A 25488-nucleotide genomic window follows, 5' to 3' on the forward strand; every position below is an offset into this window, starting at 1 on the left:
CGAACGCGACCTCAACGAAGCCAGCTAGCTGGTGCTGGCCAGCGCGAACGGAAGCACCTCCGACGCGCCCGCAACCCTGACCACGCGCGCGGCCATCGTCAGCGTCCACCCGGTGTCGGTCATGTCGTCGACCAGCAGCACCGGTCCGGCCGCACCGGCGATCACGCCAGGATCGGGCGCCAGCCACGCACCGTGCAGTGCCGCGACCCGGTAGGCGGAGTTGGCCGCCGTCACCGGGCGTCGCTCCGGCGCGTACTGCAGCGTGCCGAGATCGGTCAGCCGCCCCAGTCGCGACAACTCGCGGGCCAGCGAGCCGATCAACAGCGGATGCCGATCGGAGTCCATCGCCAGCACCGCCGTCGGCCTCGTCGACCACTCCCACGACGCCAACACCTTCACCGCCGCCTGCACCACCTCCGCGGGCACCTCGGCGTCCGGTTCGTCGAGCAGTCGCCGCAGCCGCGCCCCCCAGCCGAGGTCGGTCAGCCTGCCGATCACCCGGCCCGGCGCCGGACCGTCACCGATCTTGCCGCTCAGTTTGACCCCGAGCTTCGCCAGCCCGGACGGCCACTGTTTGCGCGGTGCGATCTCCACCCCCGGCCGCATCAGCCGCTGGCGGGTGTCCTCGGCCGAGGACGGGTCGACCGAGGCGTCGTACTGCTTGCCGGTGCAGTTGTCGCAGCGGCCGCAACGCTCGCCCTCTGCGAGTTCCGGGTCGTCGAGCTGCCCCCGCAGGAACGCCATCCGGCAGCCCTCGGTCACCTGGTAGTCGAGCATGGCCTGCTGCTCGCGCTTGCGCGCCTCGTCTAGCTTTCGGTACCGCGCCTCGTCGTACTCCCACGGCACCCCGGTGCCGATCCAGCCGCCCTTCACCCGCCGCACCGCCCCGTCGACGTCGAGCACCTTCAGCACCATCTCCAGCCGCGTCCGGCCCAGGTCGACCAACGGCTCCAGCGCGGGCGTCGACTGTGGGCGCTCGGACTCCAGCGCGTCGATCACGTTGCGCACCATGACCTCTGACGGAAACGCCACCGACGAGAAGTACCGCCACACATCTTGGTCTTCGTGACCGGGCAGCAGCACCACCTCGGCACTCGCCGTCGACCGGCCCGCGCGGCCGACCTGCTGGTAGTACGCGATCGGCGAGGACGGTGCGCCCAGGTGGACGACGAATCCGAGGTCGGGCTTGTCGAAGCCCATGCCGAGCGCCGAGGTGGCGATCAGCGCCTTGACGCGGTTGGCAAGCAGATCCCCCTCCAGCTGCTCGCGCTCCGAGGTCTCGGTGGCTCCGGTGTAGGCGGCGACCGCGTGCCCCTGATCGCGCAACAGCGTCGCGACGTCATTGGCTTGGGCCACGGTCAGCGTGTACACGATGCCCGACCCGGGAAGTGAATCGATATGGGCGGCAAGCCATGCCGCTCGTTGGGCCGGGTTGTCAGCCTTGACCACCGACAGCCGAAGCGACTCGCGGTCCAGCCCGCCGCGCAGCACCAGGGTGTCCTTGCCGCCGACCCCGAGCTGGCTGGCAACGTCGTCGACGACGCGGTCGTTGGCCGTCGCCGTGGTGGCGAGCACGGGGACGTCGGTGCCCAGTTCGGCGATCAGCGTTCGGATGCGCCGATAGTCCGGCCGGAAGTCGTGGCCCCAGTCCGACACGCAGTGCGCCTCGTCGACGACGACAAGGCCCGCGTCGTGCGCAAGGGCGGGCAGCACCTCGTCGCGAAAGTCGGGATTGTTCAACCGCTCCGGACTGACCAGCAGCACGTCGAGATCGCCGCCCCGCACGCGCTCGTGGATCTCGGCCCAGTCGGTGACGTTGCTCGAGTTGATGGTGGCGGCGCGGACGCCGGCCCGGTCGGCCGCCTGCACCTGGTTGCGCATCAGCGCCAGCAGCGGCGACACGATGACCGTCGGACCGTGCCCGCTCGCGCGCAGCAGCTTGGCGGCGATGAAGTACACCGCCGACTTGCCCCACCCGGTGCGCTGCACCACTAGCGCGCGGCGCCGCTGCACGACGAGCGCCTCGATGGCGATCCACTGGTCGTCGCGCAGGACGGCCTGTGGTCCGGCCAGCTGCTCGAGGATGGTCTGAGCCTGCTCGCGGGTCGCCATGACGTACATGGTGCCCGCACGGTCCGACGTCCTAGAGGCCGAGGCAGCGTCGCAGGGCGGCACTGAGGTCGTTCGCGCGGTGGTCGCGCGGCGAGATGAGGTTGTTGACGTACCCGAAGCCGGTCTTGCTGTCGGCGTCCGCGAACCCGAGGCTGCCGCTGGCGCCGTCGTGCCCGAACGACGAATCGGACAGCAGCGGACGGAACGGGATGCCGTTGACCAGGAACCCCGTCGAGAATCGGATCCCCGGCGGGCTGAGCGCGGCGGACCACCCGTCCCCCACCGAGCGCACGGTGACGGCGTCGACGGCGGAGGCCGCGGACAACAGGGGCGCTCCGGTCAGGGGTGCCACCGCGGAGGCGTAGATCGTCGCCAGCGCGCGGGCGTCGAGGATTGCGTTGGCCGCCGGGATCTGGGCGGCGTGCACGGCCGGTGTGTTGAAGTCGCGCGCGCAGCCGTCGATCAGCGAGAAGGGGAACGCCGAACCAAGCGTGACGGTACGCACCGCGGGTGCCTTGCCGATGCGGCGCAGGATGGCGGGCATCGCGCGGTAGCCGGTCCGCAACAACCGCGACCGCGGCGCGTGCATTCGGGCCACCCGATGCTCGAGATCCGACGGCAATCCGATCCAGGCGTCGACGCCGAGCGGGTCGGTCAACCACGCGGCGAGCAGTGCGCCCGGCATCATTCCGGTGGCACGACGCAGGATCTCGCCGGTGAGCCAGCCGAACGTCAGCGCGTGATAGGCGAACGCGGTCCCGGGCTCCCACAGCGGACGCTGCGCCTCGATGGCCCGGATCACCGGCTCCCACGCCAGCACGTCCTCGAGCGTGAGATCGGCGTCCAACGCCATCAAACCCGCCCGGTGTGCGAACACGTCACGAATCACGATGTCCTGCTTGCCATGTGCGGCGAACTCCGGCCACACCGATGCGACGGGCGCGTCGAAGTCGAGCAGCCCGCGCTGATGCGCGAGGTACCCGCACAGCGCCATCAGGCCCTTGGAGACGGAGAACCCGATCGTGAGAGTGTCTGCCGCCCAAGGCCTTCCGGTGGTGACGTCCGCGACGCCGCCGTGCAGGTCGACCACCAACCTGCCGTCGTGGTGGACGGCGCACGCCGCGCCCATCTCGGTACCGCGACGGAAGTTCTCGGCGAAGGCGTCCGCGACCGGCCCGAAGCCTTCGTCCGCGAAACCGGAAATGTCAGTAGGCATACGTGTTGGCAGGCTTGGCGACTGGGGTGGCGCTGGTGACCGTCATGGTCGGGATGAAACCGTCCTCTGCGTGCGATGAGCCGGGCACGATCTGACCTTCGATCTGTAGCCAGGTGTCCTCGGAGTGGTCGGCGACCGACGGTGCCGCCGGCCCGGTCAGGTGGATGCGTGCGAGTTGGGCGTCGGCCGCGCAGCAGACGATGACGACCCGAGCAAGGTCGACTTGGTCCGAACCGTGCAACGTGAACCCGGTGAGCGTGATCGACCGTCCGGCAAGCGAATTCGTCGAGTCGGCAGCGGCCCGCATCACCACCTCTGGCAGCGAGACCGTCGGTGCGTCACCTGCGGGCAGCGGCGGAAAGGCACGTCGTTGCGGTGCGCTGACGGGGGCCGACGTGGCGCCACTGGCGTCAAGGGGCGGGGGGACGACGAAGGCGACCATCGCGATGGGGATCAGCAACAGCCAGCCGAGCCACGGTTGGTGCCGATGGCCATGCTCGTCCTCGTGGTCGTTTCGAGCCGATCGCAGGTCGCGCACGATCGCCACCAGGCCGAGCGTCACCAGCACCGCCGCCGCGACCGCGAGCCACGGCAGCAGCGCGGGCTTCACGTAGTTGAGGTAGGTGCCCTTCGCCAGCATCACCGCGGTGCTCAGCCCGACCAGCAGCAGCACCAGATTCTGGGTCACCCGGCTCACGAGCCACCGCCAAGGATCGCCAACCCGACGAGGGTCGCGATGACGCTGGCCACCACCAACGTGGCCGGACCGAAGCGCAGCGCGAAGGCGCGCCCGAACATGCCCGCCTGCATCGCAGCCAACTTCACGTCGAAGGCGGGGCCGACGACGAGGAACACCAACCGCGGCACCAGCGGAACCATCGTCAGGCTCGCGACGACGAAGGCGTCGGCCTCCGAGCACAGCGCCAGGACCGCCGCGAGGAGTGCCATCGTGACGACCCCGACCACGAGGTTGCCCGCGAGATGCTCGAACACCCACGCCGGAACCAGCACGTGCAGCGCCGCCGCGGCGGCCGCCCCCAGCACCAAATAGGAAGCGGCCTGCAGGAAGTCGTGCCGCGCCGCCTCGGTGAACACCGCCCACCGCGACGATCCGTCCGGCGCCGCCTCGGGCAGGTCGCGGGTGACCCACTCGTTCTTGCCGAACCGCGACCACAGCAGACCCATGACGACGGCGGTCGCCAGCGAGGCAACGCACCGCGCGAGCACCATGGCCGGCTGGCCGGGGAACGCCACGGCCGTCGCGACGAGCACCACCGGGTTGATCGCCGGCGCGGACAGCATGAACGTCAACGCAGCCGCTCCGTTCGTGCCGGGCCCGAAGAGCCTGCGAGCCACCGGAACGGAGCCGCACTCGCACCCCGGCAGCGCGGCGCCACCGACACCGGCCACCGCAACGGCCAGGGCGGGCCGACGCGGCAGCCAGCGTTGCAGCCGCTCGGCGCTGACGAACGCGGCGATCAAACCGCTGACCACCACGCCGAGCACCAGGAACGGGAGGGCCTGGACGAACACCCCGCAGAACACCGTCGCGGCCGTCCGCAGCCCGGAATTGCCTGCGACGAAACCGCTGACCACTCCGGCAGACAACGCCAACGCGATCAAGCCGACCAGCAGAACCTCGAGTGAACCGACGCGTCGTCGACTCTGGGGCGGGGCCGATGTCACGGCCCCATCCTGCCTCGCTTTTCTGTCAGGACGGTTGGGCCTACGCGGTTGCCGCTGCGTCCTGTTCGCGTTTGATCTCCAGGGCGATGTCGATGAGCTGGTCTTCCTGGCCACCGATCAGCTTGCGCTGCCCGGCCCGGTGCAGCAGCTGATGCGCAGGCACGCCGTAACGGTCGGCCTGACGAATCGCGTGCTTGAGGAAGCTCGAGTACACCCCGGAGTACCCCATCACCAACGCATTGCGGTCCAGCAGACACTCCTGCGGCATCGCCGGACGCACCACGTCCTCCGCGGCGTCGGCGATCTCGAAGAAGTCGATACCGGTCTTGACGCCGATCTTGTCGAACACCCCGATCATCGCCTCCACCGGCGCGTTGCCCGCGCCAGCGCCGAAGCGCCGGGTGCTGCCGTCGATCTGCTTGGCGCCCGCCCGGACCGCCGCCACCGAGTTGGCCACCCCCAGCCCCAGGTTCTCGTGCCCGTGAAAACCGACCTGCGCGTCCTCACCCAGCTCGGCGACCAACGCCTCCACGCGATCCGAGACGCCCTCGAGCACCAGCGCACCCGCGGAGTCGACGACGTAGACGCACTGACAGCCGGCGTCGGCCATGATCCTGGCCTGCGCCGCGAGCTTCTCCGGCGGAGTCGTGTGCGCCATCATCAAGAAACCGACGGTCTCCAAGCCCAGCTCGCGGGCCAGCCCGAAATGCTGGATCGACACGTCGGCCTCGGTGCAGTGGGTGGCAATCCGGCAGATCGAGCCGCCGTTCTGCTGCGCCTCCTTGATGTCCTCCTTGGTGCCCAAACCGGGCAGCATCAGGAACGCGATCTTGGAGTTCGTGGCCGTCTCGGCGGCCAGCTTGATCAGCTCCTGCTCCGGGGTCTTGGAGAACCCGTAGTTGAAACTCGACCCGCCAAGCCCGTCACCGTGGGTCACCTCGATGACCGGCACCCCCGCGGCGTCCAAGGCGAAGACAATCGACTGCACCTCGTCCTTGGTGAACTGATGCCGCTTGTGATGCGACCCGTCGCGCAGCGACGTGTCAGTCATCCGGACGTCCCAGCTCGCGTCGAAGAAGACCTCGGCACTCATGCGTGTCCTCCTGACACCGTCTGCTCTTCGCGCAAGCGCTCATCACCGGTAGCCCGCAGGCCGTCTTTGGCGATCTCCTCGCCGACCTTCGTCGCCGCGGCCGTCATGATGTCCAGATTCCCCGCATACGGCGGCAGATAGTCCCCGGCACCCTCGACCTCCACGAACACCGTCACCAACGCGTAGCCGCCGGAGTGCACCGACGGCGGGTCGAACTGCGGCTCGTTGAGCAACCGGTACCCGGGCACGTAGGTCTGCACCTGCGCCGCGACCTCCTTGATCGACGCGGTGATCGCATCCTGGTCGGCGTCCTCGGGGATCGCGCAGAAGATGGTGTCGCGCATGATCATCGGCGGCTCCGCCGGATTCAGGATGATGATCGCCTTGCCACGCGCGGCACCACCGATCACCTCCACCCCACGGCTGGTGGTCTTGGTGAACTCGTCGATGTTGGCCCGCGTGCCCGGCCCGGCCGACGCCGAGGACACCGACGCCACGATCTCCGCATACGGCACGTCCACCACTCGCGAGACCGCGTGGACCATCGGGATGGTGGCCTGCCCGCCGCAGGTGACCATGTTGACGTTCGGCGCGTCGAGGTGCTCGCGCAGATTCGCCGGAGGAATCACCCCTGGGCCGACGGCGGCCGGGGTCAAGTCGATCGCCCGAATGCCGGCCTCGGCGTAGCGCGGCGCGGCGGCGCGATGGACATACGCACTGGTCGCCTCGAACACCAGATCCGGCTTCTCATCCAAGCCCAACAACCAATCCACCCCCTCGTGGCTGGTCTCCAACCCCAGCTTGCGCGCCCGCGCCAAACCCTCGCTCTCGGGGTCGATGCCGATCATCCAGCGTGGCTCCAGCCACTCCGAGCGCAGCAGTTTGTAGAGCAGGTCGGTACTGATGTTGCCGGACCCGACGATCGCGACGGTTGCCTTATTCGGCATGGCTTCTCCTCATCGAAACGCTCACTCGAAAGAAAGACGGACTGAACCCAGCCCAAGGAAATCTGCGACGAAGTCGTCACCAGGACGGGCGTCAATCGCCCGCGTGCACGAGCCGGGCAGCACGATGTCCCCCGCCCGCAGCCGCACCCCGAAGTCGTCGACCTTGCGCGCCAACCAGGCCACCGCGGTGACCGGATTGCCGAGCACCGCATCGCTGCGCCCCTCGGCGACGACCTCACCGTTGCGGGTCAACACCGCGTCGACGTTCTTGATGTCAACGTCCTTCGGCGACACCCGATCGGCGCCCAACACCCAGCCCGCCGACGAGGCGTTGTCGGCAATCGTGTCACCCAACTTGATCTTCCAGTCAGTGATCCGGGTGTCGATCAACTCGATCGACGGCGCGAACGCGGCCGTCGCGGCGAGCACGTCGTCCTCGGTGCACCCGGCCCCCGGCAGATCGTCGGCGAGGATGAAGCCGACCTCGACCTCCACCCGCGGATAGAGGAACTTCCCGGCCGGGACCGCCCGGTCCTCGAAGACCTCCATGTCGTCGAGCAGGTGACCGTAGTCCGGCTCGTCGACGCCCATCATCTTCTGCATCGCCTCCGACGACAAACCCACCTTGTGCCCGACCACCCTCGCACCGGCGGCCACCCGCGCCCGGATGTTCAACAGCTGAATCTCGTAGGCGTCCACCACGTCCAGATCGGCATACCTGTCGGTCAACGGCTTCATCGGCACCTTGCCGCGCTCGGCCTCGGCCAGCTCGGCGGCCAGTTCGGCACGCACATCAGACGACAACATCGGTGAAGTCCCCTCGTTTCGTCGACCGGCACAGTTGTGGGCCGGCCGGGCAATTCTATAACGTGTTCTACATGACCCAACAGGAGTACGACGTCGTCGTGGTCGGAAGCGGCGCCGCCGGCATGGTGGCCGCACTCACCGCAGCCCACCAGGGACTCTCGACATTAGTCGTCGAGAAGGCTCCGCACTATGGAGGTTCCACTGCGCGGTCGGGTGGTGGCGTCTGGATTCCGAACAACGAAGTCCTCGAGAAGGACGGGGTGAAGGACACCGCCGAGGCGGCCCGCACCTACCTGCACACGATCATCGGCGACGCCGTCGAGCCCGAGAAGATCGACACCTATCTGGACCGCGGCCCGGAGATGCTGTCGTTCGTGTTGAAGCACTCGCCGTTGAAGCTGTGCTGGGTCCCCGGGTACTCCGACTACTACCCCGAGGCCGCGGGCGGCAAGCCCACCGGCCGGTCGGTGGAGCCGAAGCCGTTCGACGCCAAGAAGCTCGGCGCCGACGAGAAGGGACTCGAGCCGCCGTACGGCAAGGTGCCGATGAACATGGTGGTGATGCAGCAGGACTACGTGCGGCTGAACCAACTGAAGCGTCATCCGCGCGGCGTTCTGCGCAGCCTCAAGGTCGGCATCCGCGCGACCTGGGCGAAGTCAAGAGGCAAGAATCTGGTCGGCATGGGGCGCGCTCTGATCGCACCGATGCGGATTGGCCTCCAAAAGTCCGGTGTGCCAGTCGAACTGAACACCGCACTGACCGACCTGTACGTCGAGGACGGTGTCGTGCGTGGCGTCTACGTGCGGGACACCACCGGTCCGGAGAGCGCAGAGCCCCGGCTCATTCGCGCTCGCCGGGGCGTCATCCTCGGCAGCGGCGGCTTCGAGCACAACGAACAGATGCGGGTGAAGTACCAGCGCGCTCCGATCACCACCGAGTGGACCGTCGGCGCGGTCGCCAACACCGGCGACGGCATCCAGGCCGCCGAGAAGCTCGGCGCCGCACTGGAAATGATGGAGGACTCCTGGTGGGGCCCGACGGTGCCGCTGGTCGGGGCGCCGTGGTTCGCGCTGTCCGAACGCAACTCCCCCGGTTCGATCATCGTCAACACCAGCGGCAAGCGCTTCATGAACGAGTCGATGCCGTACGTGGAGGCGTGCCACTGGATGTATGGCGGCAAGTTCGGCCAGGGCGAGGGCCCAGGCGAGAACGTGCCCGCCTGGCTGATCTTCGACCAGCAGTACCGCGACCGCTACATCTTTGCGGGACTTCAACCGGGACAACGCATTCCGAAAAAGTGGCTGGAATCGGGCGTCGTCGTCAAGACCGACACGCTCGAGGAGCTGGCCGAGAAGACCGGCCTGCCGCTCGGTGAGTTCAAGGACACGGTCGCACGGTTCAACGGCTTTGCCCGCTCGGGCGTCGACGAGGACTTCCATCGCGGCGAGAGCGCGTATGACCGCTACTACGGCGACCCGACCGTCAAGCCGAACCCGAACCTCGGCGAGATCAACCACGGCCCGTTCTACGCGGCCAAGATGGTCCCGGGCGATCTCGGCACCAAGGGCGGCGTCCGCACCGACGTCAACGGCCGGGCGCTCCGCGACGACGGATCGGTCATCGACGGGCTGTACGCGGCAGGCAACGTCAGCTCACCGGTGATGGGCCACACCTACCCGGGTCCAGGCGGGACCATCGGCCCCGCCATGACGTTCGGATACCTCGCCGCGCTGCACCTGGCCGGCAAGGCCTAGCCGCATGCCGATCAACCTCGACGAAGCCCTTGGCGCCGAGCTTCCGCCGGTCGAGTTCTCCTGGAGCAGCAGCGACGTTCAGCTGTACCACCTCGGCCTTGGGGCAGGCGCGGATCCTCTCGATCCCCGCGAGCTCCGCTACCTCACCGACGGCACGCCTCAGGTGCTGCCGACGTTCGGCAGCGTGGCTCAGACGTTCCACGAGACCGCGGCGCCGACGGTGAAGTTCCCCGGCATCGACGTCGAGTTGTCCAAGGTGTTGCACGCCAGCGAAGCCGTCACCGTTCCCGGGCCCATCCCGCCGTCGGGGACCGGGCGGGCGGTCACCCGCTTCACAGACATCTGGGACAAGGGCAAGGCGGCGGTCATCTGGTCGGAGACGACGGTGACCACACCCGACGGCAACCTGCTCTGGACTCAGAAGCGCTCCATCTTCGCCCGCGGTGAGGGCGGCTTCGGCGGCGAGCGCGGCGCGTCGACGTCGGACGAACCGCCGGACCGCGCCCCCGACGTCGAGCTGTCCATCCCGACACTGCCGCAGCAGGCCCTGCTGTACCGGCTCTGCGGTGACCGCAACCCGCTGCACTCCGATCCCGAATTTGCCGCGGCGGCTGGTTTCCCCAAGCCGATCCTGCATGGGCTGTGCACCTACGGCATCGCCGCGAAGGCGCTCGTCGACCGGTTCCTCGACGGTGACGTGTCCCGCGTCGGCTCGTACGGCGCCCGCTTCGCGGGAGTCCTCTTCCCAGGCGAGACCCTGGTGGCACGGGTATGGGAGGACGGCGGGCGGCTGCTCGCCGTGTTCGTGGCACCGGATCGTGACTGCGCGGTCGTTCTCTCGGGCGTGGAGCTGACGCCCGCGTAGCGCACGGATTGCGGGCGTTCCCTGTGAGCGGTAGCCTGGCTATCCGTGGGGCTGTTTGCTGAATTTGAATCATCGCGTAGCGTTGGTTCGCATTACTCGGCTTCGCTGGCATTTCGTTGCAGTCGACTGTCCTGACGAAGTCGTTGCGGTGCACGAACTGGCAAACATGAATGTCCGTCAGCTTCATCCCAGGAGCCCGCACAGTTAGGCATCCAGTGCACTCGTCGTCCACGCCTTCGTTCACGCAGTCCAACCGTCTGCAACGACGTCTTCACGAACTCGTACCGGGAGGCGCCCACACCTATGCGCGGGGCTCCGACCAGTATCCGGAATGGATGGCTCCCGTCCTGTCCCACGGTCAGGGTGCCCGGGTGTGGGACGTCGACGACAACGAATACGTCGAATACGGCATGGGTTTGCGGTCGGTGACACTCGGCCACAACTACCGCCCAGTCGTCGACGCCGTGTGCGCCGCCTTGGGTAACGGCGTGAACTTCACCCGCCCCACGGTGCTGGAATTGCAGGCCGCTGAGGAGTTCTTGGATCTCGTTCCCAGCGCCGACATGGTGAAGTTCGCCAAGAATGGATCCGACGCGACTACGGCCGCCGTTCGGCTGGCGCGCGCGGCAACGGGGCGCACGAAGATCGCCGTGTGCAACCATCCGTTCTTCTCGGTCGACGACTGGTTCATCGGCACATCGGAGATGTCGAGCGGCATCCCGAATTCCGCCGTGCGCGACAGTCTGCGCTTCGACTACAACGACGTGGCGTCACTGGCGGCGTTGTTCGACGCTTCGCCGAATTCGATCGCCGCGGTGATCTTGGAAGCCGCCACCGGGATGGCCGAGCCGTTGCCCGGATTCCTCGAAGGAGTGCGCGCACTGTGCGACAAGCATGGGGCGGTGCTGATCTTCGACGAGATCATCACGGGTTTTCGGTGGTCCGTCCACGGAGCGCACAGCCTGTACGGGGTGACGCCAGACCTGTCCTGCTGGGGCAAGGCAATTGGCAACGGATTCCCCATCTCGGCGCTCGCCGGCCGGCGCGACATCATGGAGTTGGGCGGGCTGAACACCGATTCCGATCGCGTGTTCCTGCTCTCCACGACCTACGGTGCCGAAACGACGGGCCTTGCCGCGTTTCTCGCGGTGGCAGACACCTATCGACGCGAGGACCCCGTTGGCCAAATGGAGGCGTCCGGTCGGCGATTGGCTGCCGAGGTCAACGCGATCTCCAAGGATCTCGGCATCCTCGACTACTTCGAAGTCGCCGGCCGACCGTCGTGCCTGGTCTTCGTGACCCGCGATCCAGCGGGGCAACCCTCACAGCTCTATCGGACGCTGTTCCTGCAGGAGATGCTGAAGCGCGGCATCCTCGGACAGTCGTTCGTCATCTCGGCTGCGCACACCGACGCCGACATCACCGAGACCGTCGAGAAGGTAGGGCAAGCCCTGGCCGTCTACAGCCGCGCCATCGAGGCGGGCAGCGTGGACGGCTTCTTGGTCGGCAACCCGGTCGCACCAGCGCTGCGGCGTCTGGCCGCGCCGCGTCGCGTCGACGTCCGTTCAGAGGTCGACGCCTGACGGCCTCAGCGCATCACGCGCTGAGGCTGGCCGAATCCCAGCGCGCACCCGTAACCGTCTGGAACCACTCGACGACCGCCGCCAGGCCTTCCTCGAAGTCGACGGCCGGCTGATAGCCGATGGCCTGGATCTTGGAGATGTCCACGATCAGCTTCTCGGGGTCACCGGGCCGGTTGACTCCGGTGTAGCAGAGCAGCGGATCGAGACCGAGCAGCGCACACAGCGACGTGGCCAACGTGTCGATCGTCGACCCGCGGCCGGCACCGACGTTGTACGCCTCGCCGTTGAGTTCGCCGTTCTCGGCGACGATCATGGCCGCCCGCGCGGCGTCCTTGACGTACAGGAAGTCACGCACCTGGGTGCCGTCACCGTGGATGGGCAGCCGCTCCGCATCGACGCTCAACTTCGCAAGGAGATCGAAGACCACCTGCTTGCGCTGGCGGGGACCATAGGCGGAGAAGAACCTCACCGACGCCAGATTGAGCCCGTACAGCGGCGCGAAGACCGCGAGATACCGCTCCGCAGAGAGCTTTCCGACTCCGTACGGGGAGATCGGAACGGTCGGGTCCGACTCGCTGATGGGTACCCGGACGGCGTTGCCGTACACCGCCGCGGAGGACGCGAACACCATGCGACCGCCCCACGACGTCTCGCGGAGCGCCTCGAGCAACCGGAACGTGGACGCGAAGTTGATCTCGTAGTCGAATGACGGGGATTCAACGGATGGGGGCACATAGGCGTTCGCGGCGAAGTGAAAGATCGCCTCGGCGGGCTCGTCGCGGAGGTGCTTCTTCCAATCTAATTCTCTGACATCGCATTCCAGCATGGTGATGGAATCGGCCACGGCAGCGACGTTCTCGCGAGAACCCGAGGAGAAGTCGTCGACGACGGTTACCCTGGCGCCCCGTTCGACCAGCAACTCGACCAGGTGCGAACCGATGAAACCTGCGCCGCCGGTTACGAGCACGGGCTTGCCGTTCCAGTCGAACGAAGTCTTTGTGATCATTTCATCTCCTCGAGCACTTCCGTGGATGTCCTAGCGGGGCTTCCGAGCGCGGCCCGGTACGCCTCGACGGTTCGAGCTGCCACCGCGTCGGGCGAGAAGCGCTGCCGCGCAACGTCATGAGCTCGCCGTCCCATGTCCAAGCAAAGGTCCTGATCCTGCAACACGTTGAGCAGTCGATCCGCAAGTGCCGTCTCGTCTTCGGAGTCGACCAGGAAGCCGGTCTCGCCATCGACGACCATCTCGGAAACCCCACCGACCCGCGACGACACGACCGGCTTCCCTGCCGCCATCGCCTGAGCGATGATCGTCGGAGCGGTCTCCTCGCGCGAGAAGAGGACGACAGCACGGGCGGCCGATATCTCGTCACGCAGCCGGTCGTTGCCGACGAAGCCAACCCGGTCGACCGCACCGTCGAGACCCAACTCGGCGATCCGCGCCTCGACGACAGCGGCATACTCGGCATCGGGAGCGGGGCCCACCATCGCCAGTCGAGCCTCCGGCATGCTGTTGCGCATCAGCGCAAACGCATTCAACAGGCCAATCACGTTCTTTCGTGGGGTCAGCACGCCGGCGAACAACAGCCGAGGCGAGGTCGACCCCGACGGCGCCAGCTCGAAGAACGACGCGTCGGTCGGGTTCGCAATGCTGACCCGGCTGCCGCTGATCATCCCGTCCAGCCGCTCGGCGTCGTAGCGCGATATCGAGATCACGACCTTCGCCCTGCGCAGCACACGTCGAACCATGTTCTCCACCGGCATGATTCGCAACTTGTGCCGGAAGCCGTCGCGGGCCTGCAGTCTGATCTCCACGTGGGGAAGGCCGTGCACCGTGACGACGGAGTGCGCTCCACATCGGGTCGCGATGTCGCCGAACCAGCCGATCTCCTGACCGTGGACGACGTCGGGCTGGATGTGCGCGATCAGCTTGCGCGCCTTGCGGACGTCGAGAAACGAGCCGGTGATGGTGCGCAACCGATCCTGCCCACGGAGATAGTGGACCTCGACCTTGGGACCCTCCCGTCGATAGCTCGTCACTGCATCACCACGGTGGAACCGGATCACGGTGATGCCTTCGATGTCGTCGCACTCGGCGAGGCTCGGCACCAGCGTGCTGGTGACCGATTCGATGCCACCCTTGATTTCACCAGGCTGAAGGGGGTAGGCCCCGATCATCACGACCTTCATCAGACCCTCACCACTTCTTCGTCTTCTTGGTTGCGCTTCCTGAGCTTGGTCACGGTCTGTCCAACCGCTCGCCAGACTGCGTTCGACCAGGTCGGCGACAGGACACGCAGAGCGCCCAGATATACGACGGTCACCAGCAGGATCACCACGACGATCGATGCCAGCCCAGGAAGAAGGGACATCTGGTCGGAATGGAAGATCAGTTGCTCCACCGAGAGGGCCACGCCGAGCGCAGCCAACGCGGCAGCCAGTGGTGCCAACAAGCAGTTCGCGAGCTCACGGAGTGTGGCCCCCACCACCGAGCGGGCCACGAACACCATCGCGAAACCCGTGACGATCTGGGTAAGCGAAATGGCGGCGCCGACACCGACCAGTCCGTAGGGCAGCAGCAGCAGGATTACCGGCAGACCCACCACCAACTGAAGCGCTGCGGTCCAGATCAACAACGACGATCTACCGCTTGCCTTGATCACGTCGGCGGTAACCGAACACAACGCACTGCCGAGCCCAATTCCGGCCATCGCCTCGGTCGCGTTGCCCGCGCCCCGCCACTCCTGTCCGAGTAGCAGCACCACGATGGGCTCCCCCGCCACGGCCATGATCACTGCAATGGGCAGTGCGGCGAACCACAGCCAGCCGAGTGCACGAAGGAAGGCCTGCCGGAATCGAACGGCGTCACCGGCGATGCGCGAGAACGTCGGGAAGAGCACGTATCCGCAACATCTGATCACCATTGCGGTGGGAATCATGCCGATTCGAAAGGCGTATCGAAACTGTCCGAGCGAGGCGGCACCCAGGGCGCGTCCGACCAACATCTGTTCCGCAGATTCGCGGATTCGGTCAGCCAGGCCGTCGATCGCAACGGGCAGACCAAATCTCGCCATCTCGCGGTAGATCTGCCAGGAGAAGCGACCGCGGAATGGCCGCCAACGCGCCATCGACCAACTCATCACGACCCACACGGTCATCGACGCGTAGGACCCGATGACCATGGCCCACGCGCCGTAACCCAGCAGCGCGAAGACGATCGCGGTGCCGGCGAAGGAGATGGACACCGCCGGATCGACGAACATCCGACGCTTGAACTGAAACGCTCTCTGCATCAAGGCATCCGGCACGACGGAGAAGGCGTGCAACAGCATCACGCCAGAGCTCGCAGCCGCGATCAGGCCAGCCTCGTGGCTGTGAAAGATCCATCCGATGAGGGGAGAAGCCGCCAGGGTGGCAAGCGCGAGGAGCAGCCCGTTGACCGCAGTTGCGATGAGGGCCGTGTTCGCGGCGTCCTCGACGTCGTGCTCACGCTGGATGAGCGCATGCGCCATCGTGCCTTCGGTCATCATCAGGACGAATCCGACGAGGACCGCTCCAGCCGTGTAGACACCCACCTGCTCGGGCCCCAACAACCGACCCACGATGAGTGTTTGAGTAATCGAGACCACCTGGACGACGACCACACCGGACGCCGCCATCGCCATTCCTCGCTTGACCATGCCGGCGAGGCCCCCGGGGTGCTGGCGATCGAGTTCCTCCGTCACGCAATCTCACCCTCGGTCAGGCGAAACTTTGCGCGGGCCAACGCATGTTGCACACGGTTCTTGGGAGCATGCAGAACCCGCAGCAACCGCGGACTGAGCTCGATCATCCCCGCAACCAACGCAGCCCGAACCGTACGGCGGTATCGAAACGCTTCCCGGGCGGCGCCACGGGCACCCGCCACGTCGCCGTCGAGGAGCGCCCATCGCGCCCGTCGCATTGCCTGAAGGTAGCGAAACCGGCGCACCAATCGGGAGTTGGCTACGGCTTCCTCACTCACCGGGTAGGTCTCACACACACTCATGAAGGCCTTCTGAAACCTGTTCTCGAAACTCGCAATTCGAGAGGCGTCGTGCGATTCGGAGTCGCTGCGGACCCTGATCCGGGCTAGCCGGTCAGGCAGGATGCGGATGTCACGACCGGCGGCCGCCATGCTCAACCAGAGATGGACGTCCGGTTCGACGTCCTCGGCGCAGCGGTCATACCCGCCGTGTGCCTCCCACACGTCGCGGCGAATCGCACCCAGGTAGTGCGGTATGCCGTTGTCGAGCATCTCTTCCAGGGACACCGAACTCTGCGGACCAGGTACCGACCGCCATCCGATCGTGCTGAACCAACCCTTGGGCGGCACGCCGTCCTGAGGGTCTCTGAATAGGTCCGCATCACAACCGACGGCGTCGATACCGGGATCACCGTCGACCAACTCACTCACGCGCTCGGTGAAGGAGGACTCCAACAGGTCGTCGCTGTCCAGCAGGCAGACGTAGCGCCCCGCAGCGGCATTGGCGGCCGCGGTGACGCCCCCACGAACGCCCTTGTTCTCCTGTCGAATCAACTTGATCCGGGGGTCCGAGGTGAAACTTCCTACCACCGCAGCCATTTCATCGGAGTTCCCGTTGTCGACCACCACCAGCTCCCAGTCGGAGCGAGTCTGCGTCAACACCGACCGGATGGTCTCGCCGACGTACTTCTCGGTTTGATAGGCGGTCACCAGGTAGCTGATGAACGGCGTCGTCGTGGTTACCACGCGATGCCCTGATAATTCGCAGACCGGGACGCGCCTGCGGGGACGGGGAGACGCACCAGGTCGAGAATGATCTTGTCCGGGTCGGCACGCATGATCGCGTCGACGGCCTCTGGCGCCCGGGACCCGGCAATCAAGACCTCACCGTGTGCCAGGACCTCGTCGACGTCGTCGACCAACAGGTGGCCGACGTGCGGCAGGAGCTCGTCGATGTAGGTCCGGTTGGCTCCGATCACTCGCGACAGAGTCACGTTCGCATCGTGGATCAGCACGTCGAAACCCTTGCCGATGAGACGTTCGGCCATCTCCACCAAGGGACTTTCCCGCAGGTCGTCGGTGCCCGACTTGAAGGACAACCCGAAGATTCCCACCTTTCGCCGACCGGTGGCGACCACGAAGTCGACTGCGCGGCGGAGGTGAACCTCGTTGGACATGAGCACGTTTCCGAGCAATGGAACGTCGAGGTCGTTGCGCCGCGCGGTGTGCGTCAGTGCCCGGATGTCCTTCGGGAGGCATGACCCGCCAAAGGAGAAGCCGGGCTGTAGGTAGGCCGGACTGATATTCAACTTGGTGTCGGCCAAGAAGATCTCGGCGACGTCGTGTGAGTCCAAGTCCAACGCCGAGCAGATCGCGCCGATCTCGTTCGCGAAGCAGATCTTCACCGCATGGAAGCTGTTGTCGACGTACTTCGTCATCTCGGCGACCTTGACGACCGTGACGAACCGGGGACCGGGCAGCCCTTCGTAGAGACTCAGGACGGTGTCGCTGCTGCGCGAATCGGTAGCTCCGACAACGGTCTTGGGCGGATCGAGGAAGTCGTCGACGCTCGTCCCCTCGCGGAGGAACTCCGGATTGACGCAGACGCCGAAGTCGACGCCCGACTTCTTGCCGGACGTCTTCTCCAACAGCGGAATGAGCAGGTCTTCGCAGGTTCCGGGGACCATGGTGCTTCGGTACACCACGACGTGCCAGCGGTCCGTTTCGGCAAGGGCGGCTCCGATGTCCTTCGTCACCTGCTCGAGGGCAGTGGTCGACAGACCGCCGCTAGACGTGGACGGGGTTCCGACGCAGACGAGGGAGATGTCGGTGCTCGCAACGGCCATCTTGAAGTCACTCGACACCGTCAACATGCCGGAGGCGACGACCTCAGCGGTGAGCTCACCAATCTTGGCCTCCACCACGGGGGATCGGCCCTGTCGCAACGAGTCCATCTTGTCGGCGTTCACGTCGACGCCGATGACGTCGAATCCGCGCCACGCCATGCACACGGCTGATACGCACCCGACGTAGCCGAGGCCGTACACGCCCACCTTGACCTGCGAACCATTCATTTCGTATTCCCTTGGTTGGCCGCCGGTGATGGATGGACGCCAAGCACGGCGCCACCAGCGGTGCGTTCGATTACCCACTCGCGTCGAACCCGCTCTTCGAGCCAGCTCACGAATAGGAACTGACCATCGAGCACGATTCTGGGCTCGGTGATCGTGTTGGTATTGCTTGTCTGCAACAGCGTCAGCACCGCCAACGGCAGCGTGGCGCGACCCTGTAGCCCTACCAGCCAGGCTGGTTGTCTGGATTCGAGGCGATCCGAATGCCAGCCGAGATTGGTCTCGGCGTTCCCGCGAATCTCCTGCCATGGCAGCGGAGTCGTTGCGGCATAGGAAAGTCGAAGCACCGGTGTCCCGCCGATCTTGGCCAGGTGGCCGTGCTCCGTCGGCTCCATGTCAAGGGTTGGATGCAAGGGCCATGACACCGCAACGTCGTGTTCGGCGCACCCGTCGAGCAGATCGACGACGGCCACCGTGTCTTGGTCCGGCGGCGCGATGACCCAACGCCGGTGCACCACGGCGTCGTCGAGGCGACGGTAGCCATCGTGTTCGGCGTCGACGATTCCGCGACCGACGTCGACCGCATGCACCGTGGTCTTGGCGTGACTCCGCCAATAGAAGGGACCGCCGATGACGGATTGGTCGACGTCGTCGACGCATACCGTGGCGTGTGCGCGCGTGCCACGGTCGGCGTTTCGCCACGCCGGCTTGCCATAATAACTGCTGGTGCCGGGATCGACGATCAGATCGCGACCGTGCTCACTGAGCGTTATCGCGAGCGCGTCGGCGTGGCCGTGCGCGGCGATCGACAAGTAGCCCAGCGGGCCCACGTCCATGGTCAGACGTCGGCGGTCCGACCGCAGCACCGCCAGACCGCCGTCGGCGGCATAGAACCCGTCGACCGCCGATGCGATGTCCGTGCCACGGCCCGTCTCTCGGCCGGAGGGCTCCGACGACGCTGCCAGCCACGCCGACGTCAACGTCTGCACGCCCGCGGCCCGGCTTCCCGTGCTGGCCGCCACTATCGCCAGATGGTCACGCAAGGTGCGCTTGGGCTCGACGCCGAGCCGCAGCGCGAAGCCGTCGTCGTCGTCCCCGTAGGCAGGAACCGACTCGTCGGCGCCAAGAAGGTTTGCGAGGAAGCCGGCGTTGCGTTCCAAGGCGTCGGTCAAGGGCGACGGCACGCGGTCCCCACGCAAGCGCACGAGGGCGACGACCGTGGCCAACAGCTCCGCGGTGAACATCTGGTAGGCAACCGATTGTTCCGCGCCGGCTCCGTCCGGCAGGATCTGGCGATCCGCCTCCTGCGACAGGAGCCTGAATGCCCTTGGCGCCAATCGATTCGGGGCGTCGAGTTCGGGAAAGAGGAGGTGAACCACCAGCAGGCCGGCAATCTCTCCGACGAGGTGGTTGTTCGCCGAGCTGTACAGGGACCGCGCGGACCAGCAGTAGCGAGCGCTGGCGTCGAGCATGCGCACCACTCGCCGGTAGCGCTCGGTGGTGAACGACGGCGCATGCCTCAACCCCTGCATGGCTATGGCGACCGACATCGCCCTGATCCCCGCCTCGAAGGCGCCGCGCCAGGCGACACCCATGCCCACGGGATTCTGGTCGAGCCACGTGTCGAGTTCGTCGAATGCGGCGTCGGCGAAACGCGTGTCGCCGGTGAACAGCCAGGCCTGCGCAAGCACCGGCAGGTGCTGCAACCGGTTCAACTCCCATATCCACTTCGGATCACTCTGCGCCGCACGATGGTTGATGCGCTTCGCGGCGATCGTCGGCCAGTGATTACCGCTGATCGGATCGAAGTTCCAATCCACCGGCGCGCTCAGCGTCACGGTGCCGTAGCCGAAGTACGTCCGCTCGCCGCGGAGCAACTTCTCCGCTTCGCTCAGTAGCGCGGCGACGTCGACCTGGTGCGTTTCGGCGATGCGCTCCGCACGGGACTCGTTCAGTAGGACCGGCCTGTCGACGCCGTCGCGGAACGCCTGCGCGAGCGCAGCCCAGTCGCGGTTGGCATCCGTCAGGACCGTGACGTCTGCCCTTTCGCGCGGTTCACCAGCACCGAACAAGTCGGCACCGAGCCTGCGCACGCGCCAGGCCGCCTCCGACGGAGACATCGCCCCCGCCCGTCCCAAATACCAACCCAATGTCGACACGCGCTCCCCCTACTGCTGGCGATCTCGAGAACCATCAGCACGCACCAATTTGAGGAAATATTAACTTGCCTCTGCACTTCTGGCAAATTTATTACAGTTTCCTAGATCCACCGGTCTAGGACAGGTTTGCCTGGCCAGGCTGTGGCATGCTCGGGTCATGCACCACTACTCGTCCACACCGGCCAACCTGAGCCTCGGCCGTCGTCGATTCGTGCAGTTGTCGATGATCGGCGCGGCTGCGGCACTGACCGGTTGTACGACAGAGCCGAGTGCTCCACCCGAGCAGGCCCCCTTCACCAAGACGCAACAGGTCGACGACCGGCGCAGTCTGTTCGTAGGCGACTACAGCACAGGCGATTTCAGCCAGTGGTGGGTCCAGTGCAAGGGGTACAACGGCGAGGGAAGCGAGTTCAAGTCCGACTACTCGGCCAGCATCGTGGACGACCCCACCTACGGGAAGGCGGCTCGCTACGAAGTCCGCACCGGCGACGTGCCGCCATTCGGCGGGGGCGAACGCTCTGAAGTCAGCGGCACCGACGCATCCGGCGGCGCCGAGGGCCAAATCCGGTGGTACCAATTTGCTACGAAGTTCGATGAGAGCTTTCCCAGCAACCATTCTGCCCTTGGCTGGGGACTCACGAATCAATGGCACGGCGACGGGTCGCTCGGCAGCCCGCCCCTCAACTGGACCGTCGGAGAGCAGGACGGTCAGTGGACCCTCGTCGCCGAGCGGCAATCCGATCCCGGTGGCTACCTCGGCCAGCTACATCTGTTCCGAACGCCCATCAACCCCGGCTCCTGGCACGAGGTCAAGATGGAGGTCCTGTGGTCGACGTCGGACACCAAGGGTTACGTCCGGCTGTGGCTCAACGGCGCGCGCCAGACGTTCACGGACGGCAGCGACACATACTTCGTTCGAACACTGCTCCCGGGCAGCAGTCCAGCACCGACCGTCTACTACAAAGAGGGTTACTACCGCGAGAACGACATCCCGGCGACTGGAATCGTCTACCACTCTGGATTCGTCTGCGCGGCAGCCGAAGAGGAGCTGTAGACGTACCAGCGCTCCTCATCGGCTGCCGCCATGGCCGCACGACTCGGCTCAATGCGCCTTTCGCGCAATGACGTACACCGACGGTGCGGCGAACTCGCGGACGGGGCGGGCAGTGATCGTGCGCAGAGCCCGCTCCGACAGGCGCTTGCCGTACTTGAAGCGCAGGTAATCGCCGGTGAGGACGCGGACGTCGACGAACTCCTCGGCGACCAGCCCACACAGCTCATTCTCGGCAAACCCCGCATGGGCGCCGAGCTCATTGCGGAATCTGTTGGCGAGCCGGGCACGATAATCCGTCAAGTTCCATTGCAGCTTCTGCATGGCGGTGGCGCCGTACGAACCCACGTATCCCACCGCGCGATGACGATTCGGTGTTCCGATGTAGATGACACCACCCGGGCGTAGAACTCGGGCCAGCTCGCGCAGACTCTGGGCGGGATCGCTGACGTGCTCGATCACGTGGTGATAGAAGACGATGTCGAAACTGTTCGCGTTGAACGGCAAGTCGAGAACGCTGGCTGCCGTCAGCTCGAAGCCGTCGACGTCAGAGCCAAGGTCCGGATCCCATTCCTCGCCGATGTCCACGCCGGCGAGGGACCCACCGAGTTCCTTGCGGATGAACAGCGCCTCGTGCCCCTTGCCGCACCCCGCGACGAAGACGTGCGGGTCCGGCCCCACTCCGTCGACGGCACGCACCGTTCGGCAGAAGTGCTGTGCGCCGGCGTGTGTTTCGACCGGTGTGTCCGTTGCGGGAATCATCGTGCTCCTTGACTGTGAATTACATCGTTGGTGGGCAACATCTGCCGGTAGAACTGGACCAGGGCCTCGCTCGACGACGACCACGACAGCTGCCGTTCGACCCGGTGGCGGCCGAGCTCGCCCATCTCCCGTCGGCGGTGGGGGTCGTCGAGGAGTTCGTCGATCGCCTCTGCGAACGCGAATTCGTCGTTGTCGGCGACGTATACGGCTGCGCCGCCTGCCGAGACGCGCGCCTCGAGGAGCTCGAACGAGACGATCGGGCGCGCCATTGCCATGTACTCGACGACCTTGTTCATGGTCGAGACGTCGTTCAACGGATTGTGCGGGTCCGGCGACAAGCAAACATCAGCGGTCGAAAGGCATCGCCGCACGAACTCGTCGGGCACCCGTCCCGGAAACTCGACCATGTCGGACACTCCCAGGTCGTGCGCGAGCTCCACCACGTCGTCATAGGCGTCGCCGGCACCCATGAATATGCAATGCACGTCGTCACGACCGAGCTTGTGCCGCAGCATGCCCAGCGCCCGCAACGCGTAGTCGACGCCATCCTGCGGGCCCATCACGCCAAGGTAGGCAAGGAGGTACTTCCTGCCGCGCTTGAGATCTGGGTCCGGGTCACTCGGAACGAAGCGGTCGAGGTCGGGTGCGCTGCGGACGACGACCACGCGATCGGCCGCCACCTTGCCTCGCTCGATCGCGACCCGGCGATAGCTTTCGTTGGTCGAGATCACCCCGTCGGCAACGGCGAAGGTGAGACGTTCGACGAACCGCGTCATCCCGTGGAGCACCTTCGCGCGCCCGGGAAAGCGGGACAAGAACAGTTCCGGGACCAGATCGTGGTGGTCGAAGACGAACCGAGCTCCAGTCGGCCTCAGCAGCATCGCGATCAGGAAGAGCAGGTCCGGTGGGTTGCACGCGTGGACGACGTCGACCCGTCCCTCGAGACGAACCTTGATCGCCAACCGCGCGCTGTGCCACAGCGCAAGGCTGTACTCGCGGAGATACCCGAGCGGGCCGCCCGTCGCGGGGCGCAAGGGGTAGCGCAGGATCCGGACACCCTCGATCGTGACCTCCGGTTCCCGGTCTTGCTTGACCCCGGCCGGGCAGATGACGGTGACCTGATATCCGTTCTCGACCAACGCCAGGGATTCCTGCCAGACCCTGCGGTCGAACGGAACCGAAAGGTTCTCGACGAGAATCAATATGTGACGAGACATCCGTTGACCACATCCTCAATCGCTTCTTGTGCCTTGTTCACGCTGCGGTCCAGGGTGAATTCCTGCTCCACCCTGGCTCTGCCCGCGCGGCCAAACTCCTTGGCGACGCTTGGATTCGACAACAAATCCAAGATCCGCCCACTTAGACGTACTGAATCGTTCGGCGGCACCAGGTAGCCGGTTTCGCCGTCCCGGACGATCTCCGGAATTCCCCCTACCGCCGTGCACACCGCGGGTCGCGCAGAGGCCATCGCCTCGAGCAATGCAATCGGAAAGCACTCCACGGTAATCGAACTCAGCACGAACACGTCGATCGCCGCAAGCAGCCGAGCGATGTCGCCACGGGCGCCGGCGAAGTGCACGTTCGCGGTGAGTTCCAAGTCCTCACACAGTGTTTCCAGTCGCGTACGCATCGGCCCGTCCCCGACCACGAGGAACCTCGCGGTCGGTTCGACGTCGACTACGCGTCGAGCCGCCCGCAAGAACGTTTCGTGGTCCTTCTCGGGGCGCAGCGCCGCGACGATGGCCACCACCGGATCCGACGGGTCGACGCCGAACTCCGCGAGTATCGCCCGGCTCGGATCGACCGCGAAGCGTGCCGGGTCGACGCCGTTGTGGACGATGCGAATCTTGTCCGCCGGGTAGCGCAGCTCATCGGTCAGATAGTTGCGTTGCAGCTCGGCCACCCCGAAGTACCTGCTGGTGTGGCCCTCCAAGATGCGATCCAGCCAAGCCCGAACCCGGCCACGCGGGCGGGCGTCGCCGATGTTGTGCGCCCACACGATGGTGTGCTTCACACCGGCAATCCTGGCGGCAATCCGGCCGAGCGTCTCCGCGTTGTAACCCCGCATGACGACGACGTCGGGACGCGTGCGACGCAGGGTGGCGACCAGTGTGCACAGAGCGCGAACTGCCTGACGCTTGCGCAAGCGCAGCGCGGTGGCATCCACCCCGGCCTCGATCACCTCGGGGTACAAATCACCTTCTGCGCCAAGGCAAATCAGTGAAGGCGTGAAGCGCTCGGGGTCCATGCGCGGCAACAGGGTCGTCACGTGGCGCTCCGCCCCGCCCACCCGCAAGTCTGGCACCACGAACAATGCCCGGATCGGACGTCGGCTCATCTGGCCACCTCCCGGTAGAGCGCGTCGAGCTGCCGGGAGACCACGTCGACGTCATAGCGTTCCCGTGCTCGGGCGTATGCGGCCGCGCCGTAGCGGTCCCGGAGTTCGGCGTCCTCGATGACCTCGTCCAGCGCCTTCTCGATCGCGTCGACGTCACCGGCCGAGACCAGTACGCCACACCCCCCGCCGACCATCTCCGGCAACCCACCCGAATCGCCGGCGATCACGCACAGACCCCGCGCCATCGCCTCCAACACCGCCATGGGTTGTCCTTCGTTGAGCGACGGCAGGACGAGAACGTCTGCACGGTCGAGCAGTTCACCGACTTCGCTCTGCGGCAACCATCCAAACAGTTCGACGCTGTCTTCGAGGCCGAGTTCGTCGATGCGCCGTCTGGCCCGATCCACTTCACCGTCGCCTGCGATGGTGAGGGTCGCGGATCGCCCGCCGAGCCGAGCCCATGCGTCGAGCAGTCGGAACGTACCCTTGCGGTCGCCGATTCTGCCGAGGAAGACGACGCCGACCGACTGTCCCGGCTCCGGTTGCCTTGGTTCGTCGGCGACGTGAACGGCATTGGGGACGAGCACGACTCGGGCGCCTGGCGCGATCGAACGAAGTCGCTCGGCCCAGGTTTCACCGAGCGCCACGACCGCCGACGCATTCAGCAGGGTCGACCGAATGACCGCTTGCACCAGCGGCGGCGACCCGGCGAAGTACTCGTGAAAGCTGGATCCGTGGATGTGCAGCACCACGGGCACACCGGTGACGCGACTCATCCAGAACAGCGTCGCCTTCCTGATGAAGCTCGCGTCGGCGCTGGAATGCAGGTGAACAACGTTGGGCCGCAGTCGGATCAACTGCACCATGAATAGAGCGGCACCTCCGAGGAAGGCGGCCAACTTGACGGCCTTCGACCCGTCTCGGTGCGTGCTCACGTGCTGGACGCTCCATTCGCCCCAAAAGGGGGTGTCTTGCACGGCGCGAACATAGGTGGCGATCCCGCCCCGCGTACGCGTGCTAGTCGAGACCCACAGCGCCTG

The 25488-nt window shown here is 66.2% G+C and carries 21 protein-coding genes; 4 read left to right on the forward strand and 17 right to left on the reverse strand.

Translation table 11 applies throughout. The annotated features are described in order from the left end of the window. Nucleotides 1-24: 24 nt before the first annotated feature. Genes B1790_RS06755 through B1790_RS06785 form a run of 7 tightly spaced genes read right to left on the reverse strand, consistent with a single transcriptional unit; the run spans nucleotide 25 to nucleotide 7861 of the window. Nucleotides 25-2112 carry a RecQ family ATP-dependent DNA helicase gene (locus B1790_RS06755; protein WP_079922543.1) on the reverse strand — a complete coding sequence of 696 codons (2088 nt, stop codon included), beginning with the start codon at nucleotides 2110-2112 and terminating at the stop codon, nucleotides 25-27. Between the two features lie 31 nt (nucleotides 2113-2143). Then, the gene (locus B1790_RS06760) at nucleotides 2144-3328 is read right to left on the reverse strand and encodes a serine hydrolase (protein WP_079922454.1); all 1185 of its coding nucleotides are present in this window, start codon (nucleotides 3326-3328) and stop codon (nucleotides 2144-2146) included. After that, on the reverse strand, nucleotides 3318-4025 hold the full coding sequence (locus B1790_RS06765) for a TIGR03943 family protein (protein ID WP_079922455.1): 708 nt from the start codon (nucleotides 4023-4025) through the stop codon (nucleotides 3318-3320). Before B1790_RS06765 ends, B1790_RS06760 begins: the two co-directional genes overlap by 11 nt. After that, a complete protein-coding gene (locus B1790_RS06770) occupies nucleotides 4022-5014 on the reverse strand; it encodes a permease (protein ID WP_079922456.1) in 993 nt (330 codons plus the stop codon). The genes B1790_RS06765 and B1790_RS06770 overlap by 4 nt, the downstream gene beginning before the upstream one ends. Nucleotides 5015-5054: 40 nt before the next feature. After that, on the reverse strand, nucleotides 5055-6107 hold the full coding sequence (gene dmpG, locus B1790_RS06775; protein WP_079922457.1) for a 4-hydroxy-2-oxovalerate aldolase: 1053 nt from the start codon (nucleotides 6105-6107) through the stop codon (nucleotides 5055-5057). Next, complete coding sequence (locus B1790_RS06780; protein WP_079922458.1) at nucleotides 6104-7054, reverse strand: acetaldehyde dehydrogenase (acetylating); 951 nt, start codon at nucleotides 7052-7054, stop codon at nucleotides 6104-6106. Before B1790_RS06780 ends, dmpG begins: the two co-directional genes overlap by 4 nt. A 21-nt stretch (nucleotides 7055-7075) precedes the next feature. After that, nucleotides 7076-7861: a 2-keto-4-pentenoate hydratase gene (locus B1790_RS06785; protein ID WP_079922459.1), complete on the reverse strand. Its 786-nt coding sequence runs from the start codon at nucleotides 7859-7861 to the stop codon at nucleotides 7076-7078. Between the two features lie 71 nt (nucleotides 7862-7932). Here B1790_RS06785 and kstD point away from each other — a divergent pair, with 71 nt between their 5' ends. The 3 genes from kstD (at nucleotide 7933) to B1790_RS06800 (ending at nucleotide 12063) form a co-directional block, all read left to right on the forward strand. After that, nucleotides 7933-9615: a 3-oxosteroid 1-dehydrogenase gene (kstD, locus tag B1790_RS06790; RefSeq protein WP_079922544.1), complete on the forward strand. Its 1683-nt coding sequence runs from the start codon at nucleotides 7933-7935 to the stop codon at nucleotides 9613-9615. Between the two features lie 4 nt (nucleotides 9616-9619). Further along, the gene (locus B1790_RS06795) at nucleotides 9620-10480 is read left to right on the forward strand and encodes a MaoC/PaaZ C-terminal domain-containing protein (protein WP_079922460.1); all 861 of its coding nucleotides are present in this window, start codon (nucleotides 9620-9622) and stop codon (nucleotides 10478-10480) included. A 215-nt stretch (nucleotides 10481-10695) separates the two neighbouring features. After that, on the forward strand, nucleotides 10696-12063 hold the full coding sequence (locus B1790_RS06800) for a glutamate-1-semialdehyde 2,1-aminomutase (protein ID WP_233164976.1): 1368 nt from the start codon (nucleotides 10696-10698) through the stop codon (nucleotides 12061-12063). A 13-nt stretch (nucleotides 12064-12076) separates the two neighbouring features. Here the strand turns inward: B1790_RS06800 and B1790_RS06805 are convergent, their stop codons facing one another. The 6 genes from B1790_RS06805 to B1790_RS06830 are packed head-to-tail and all read right to left on the reverse strand — an operon-like array spanning nucleotide 12077 to nucleotide 20297. Next, nucleotides 12077-13069, reverse strand: a complete 993-nt coding sequence (locus B1790_RS06805; RefSeq protein WP_079922462.1) for an NAD-dependent epimerase/dehydratase family protein — start codon at nucleotides 13067-13069, stop codon at nucleotides 12077-12079. Continuing rightward, complete coding sequence (locus B1790_RS06810; RefSeq protein ID WP_079922463.1) at nucleotides 13066-14253, reverse strand: glycosyltransferase family 4 protein; 1188 nt, start codon at nucleotides 14251-14253, stop codon at nucleotides 13066-13068. The genes B1790_RS06805 and B1790_RS06810 overlap by 4 nt, the downstream gene beginning before the upstream one ends. After that, complete coding sequence (locus B1790_RS06815; protein ID WP_079922464.1) at nucleotides 14253-15788, reverse strand: lipopolysaccharide biosynthesis protein; 1536 nt, start codon at nucleotides 15786-15788, stop codon at nucleotides 14253-14255. The genes B1790_RS06810 and B1790_RS06815 overlap by 1 nt, the downstream gene beginning before the upstream one ends. Next, a complete protein-coding gene (locus B1790_RS06820; protein ID WP_079922465.1) occupies nucleotides 15785-16813 on the reverse strand; it encodes a glycosyltransferase family A protein in 1029 nt (342 codons plus the stop codon). Before B1790_RS06820 ends, B1790_RS06815 begins: the two co-directional genes overlap by 4 nt. Next, the gene (locus B1790_RS06825) at nucleotides 16807-18141 is read right to left on the reverse strand and encodes a nucleotide sugar dehydrogenase (protein WP_079922466.1); all 1335 of its coding nucleotides are present in this window, start codon (nucleotides 18139-18141) and stop codon (nucleotides 16807-16809) included. Before B1790_RS06825 ends, B1790_RS06820 begins: the two co-directional genes overlap by 7 nt. Further along, nucleotides 18138-20297 carry an alginate lyase family protein gene (locus B1790_RS06830; protein ID WP_079922467.1) on the reverse strand — a complete coding sequence of 720 codons (2160 nt, stop codon included), beginning with the start codon at nucleotides 20295-20297 and terminating at the stop codon, nucleotides 18138-18140. Before B1790_RS06830 ends, B1790_RS06825 begins: the two co-directional genes overlap by 4 nt. 157 nt (nucleotides 20298-20454) lie before the next feature. On the opposite strand from B1790_RS06830, the gene B1790_RS06835 reads away from it, so the two are divergent. After that, complete coding sequence (locus B1790_RS06835) at nucleotides 20455-21351, forward strand: polysaccharide lyase (RefSeq protein ID WP_233164977.1); 897 nt, start codon at nucleotides 20455-20457, stop codon at nucleotides 21349-21351. Between the two features lie 48 nt (nucleotides 21352-21399). Here B1790_RS06835 and B1790_RS06840 read toward each other — a convergent pair whose 3' ends face one another. From B1790_RS06840 to B1790_RS06855, 4 genes are read right to left on the reverse strand one after another with little or no spacing between them, the layout of a single operon-like run. Next, nucleotides 21400-22110 (reverse strand): class I SAM-dependent methyltransferase, encoded by a 711-nt coding sequence (locus B1790_RS06840; RefSeq protein ID WP_079922468.1) that lies wholly within the window; start codon nucleotides 22108-22110, stop codon nucleotides 21400-21402. Next, nucleotides 22107-23327, reverse strand: coding sequence for a glycosyltransferase family 4 protein (locus tag B1790_RS06845; protein WP_079922469.1), 1221 nt, complete (start codon nucleotides 23325-23327; stop codon nucleotides 22107-22109). The genes B1790_RS06840 and B1790_RS06845 overlap by 4 nt, the downstream gene beginning before the upstream one ends. Next, nucleotides 23309-24448: a glycosyltransferase gene (locus tag B1790_RS06850; RefSeq protein ID WP_198951934.1), complete on the reverse strand. Its 1140-nt coding sequence runs from the start codon at nucleotides 24446-24448 to the stop codon at nucleotides 23309-23311. Before B1790_RS06850 ends, B1790_RS06845 begins: the two co-directional genes overlap by 19 nt. Then, on the reverse strand, nucleotides 24445-25383 hold the full coding sequence (locus B1790_RS06855) for a glycosyltransferase family 4 protein (RefSeq protein ID WP_233164978.1): 939 nt from the start codon (nucleotides 25381-25383) through the stop codon (nucleotides 24445-24447). Before B1790_RS06855 ends, B1790_RS06850 begins: the two co-directional genes overlap by 4 nt. Between the last annotated feature and the right edge of the window lie 105 nt (nucleotides 25384-25488).

The organism is Mycobacterium sp. AT1 (assembly GCF_002043095.1).
GTDB lineage: Bacteria > Actinomycetota > Actinomycetes > Mycobacteriales > Mycobacteriaceae > Mycobacterium.

What these genes read in the sequence shown, in the direction of transcription:
- B1790_RS06755 (WP_079922543.1), bottom strand. Translation starts at nt 2,112, where the DNA reads ATGGCGACCCGCGAGCAGGCTCAGACCATCCTCGAGCAGCTGGCCGGA.
- B1790_RS06760 (WP_079922454.1), bottom strand. Translation starts at nt 3,328, where the DNA reads ATGCCTACTGACATTTCCGGTTTCGCGGACGAAGGCTTCGGGCCGGTC.
- dmpG (WP_079922457.1), bottom strand. Translation starts at nt 6,107, where the DNA reads ATGAGTGCCGAGGTCTTCTTCGACGCGAGCTGGGACGTCCGGATGACT.
- B1790_RS06780 (WP_079922458.1), bottom strand. Translation starts at nt 7,054, where the DNA reads ATGCCGAATAAGGCAACCGTCGCGATCGTCGGGTCCGGCAACATCAGT.
- B1790_RS06785 (WP_079922459.1), bottom strand. Translation starts at nt 7,861, where the DNA reads ATGTTGTCGTCTGATGTGCGTGCCGAACTGGCCGCCGAGCTGGCCGAG.
- kstD (WP_079922544.1), top strand. Translation starts at nt 7,933, where the DNA reads ATGACCCAACAGGAGTACGACGTCGTCGTGGTCGGAAGCGGCGCCGCC.
- B1790_RS06795 (WP_079922460.1), top strand. Translation starts at nt 9,620, where the DNA reads ATGCCGATCAACCTCGACGAAGCCCTTGGCGCCGAGCTTCCGCCGGTC.
- B1790_RS06805 (WP_079922462.1), bottom strand. Translation starts at nt 13,069, where the DNA reads ATGATCACAAAGACTTCGTTCGACTGGAACGGCAAGCCCGTGCTCGTA.
- B1790_RS06810 (WP_079922463.1), bottom strand. Translation starts at nt 14,253, where the DNA reads ATGAAGGTCGTGATGATCGGGGCCTACCCCCTTCAGCCTGGTGAAATC.
- B1790_RS06825 (WP_079922466.1), bottom strand. Translation starts at nt 18,141, where the DNA reads ATGAATGGTTCGCAGGTCAAGGTGGGCGTGTACGGCCTCGGCTACGTC.
- B1790_RS06835 (WP_233164977.1), top strand. Translation starts at nt 20,455, where the DNA reads ATGCACCACTACTCGTCCACACCGGCCAACCTGAGCCTCGGCCGTCGT.
- B1790_RS06840 (WP_079922468.1), bottom strand. Translation starts at nt 22,110, where the DNA reads ATGATTCCCGCAACGGACACACCGGTCGAAACACACGCCGGCGCACAG.
- B1790_RS06845 (WP_079922469.1), bottom strand. Translation starts at nt 23,327, where the DNA reads ATGTCTCGTCACATATTGATTCTCGTCGAGAACCTTTCGGTTCCGTTC.
- B1790_RS06850 (WP_198951934.1), bottom strand. Translation starts at nt 24,448, where the DNA reads ATGAGCCGACGTCCGATCCGGGCATTGTTCGTGGTGCCAGACTTGCGG.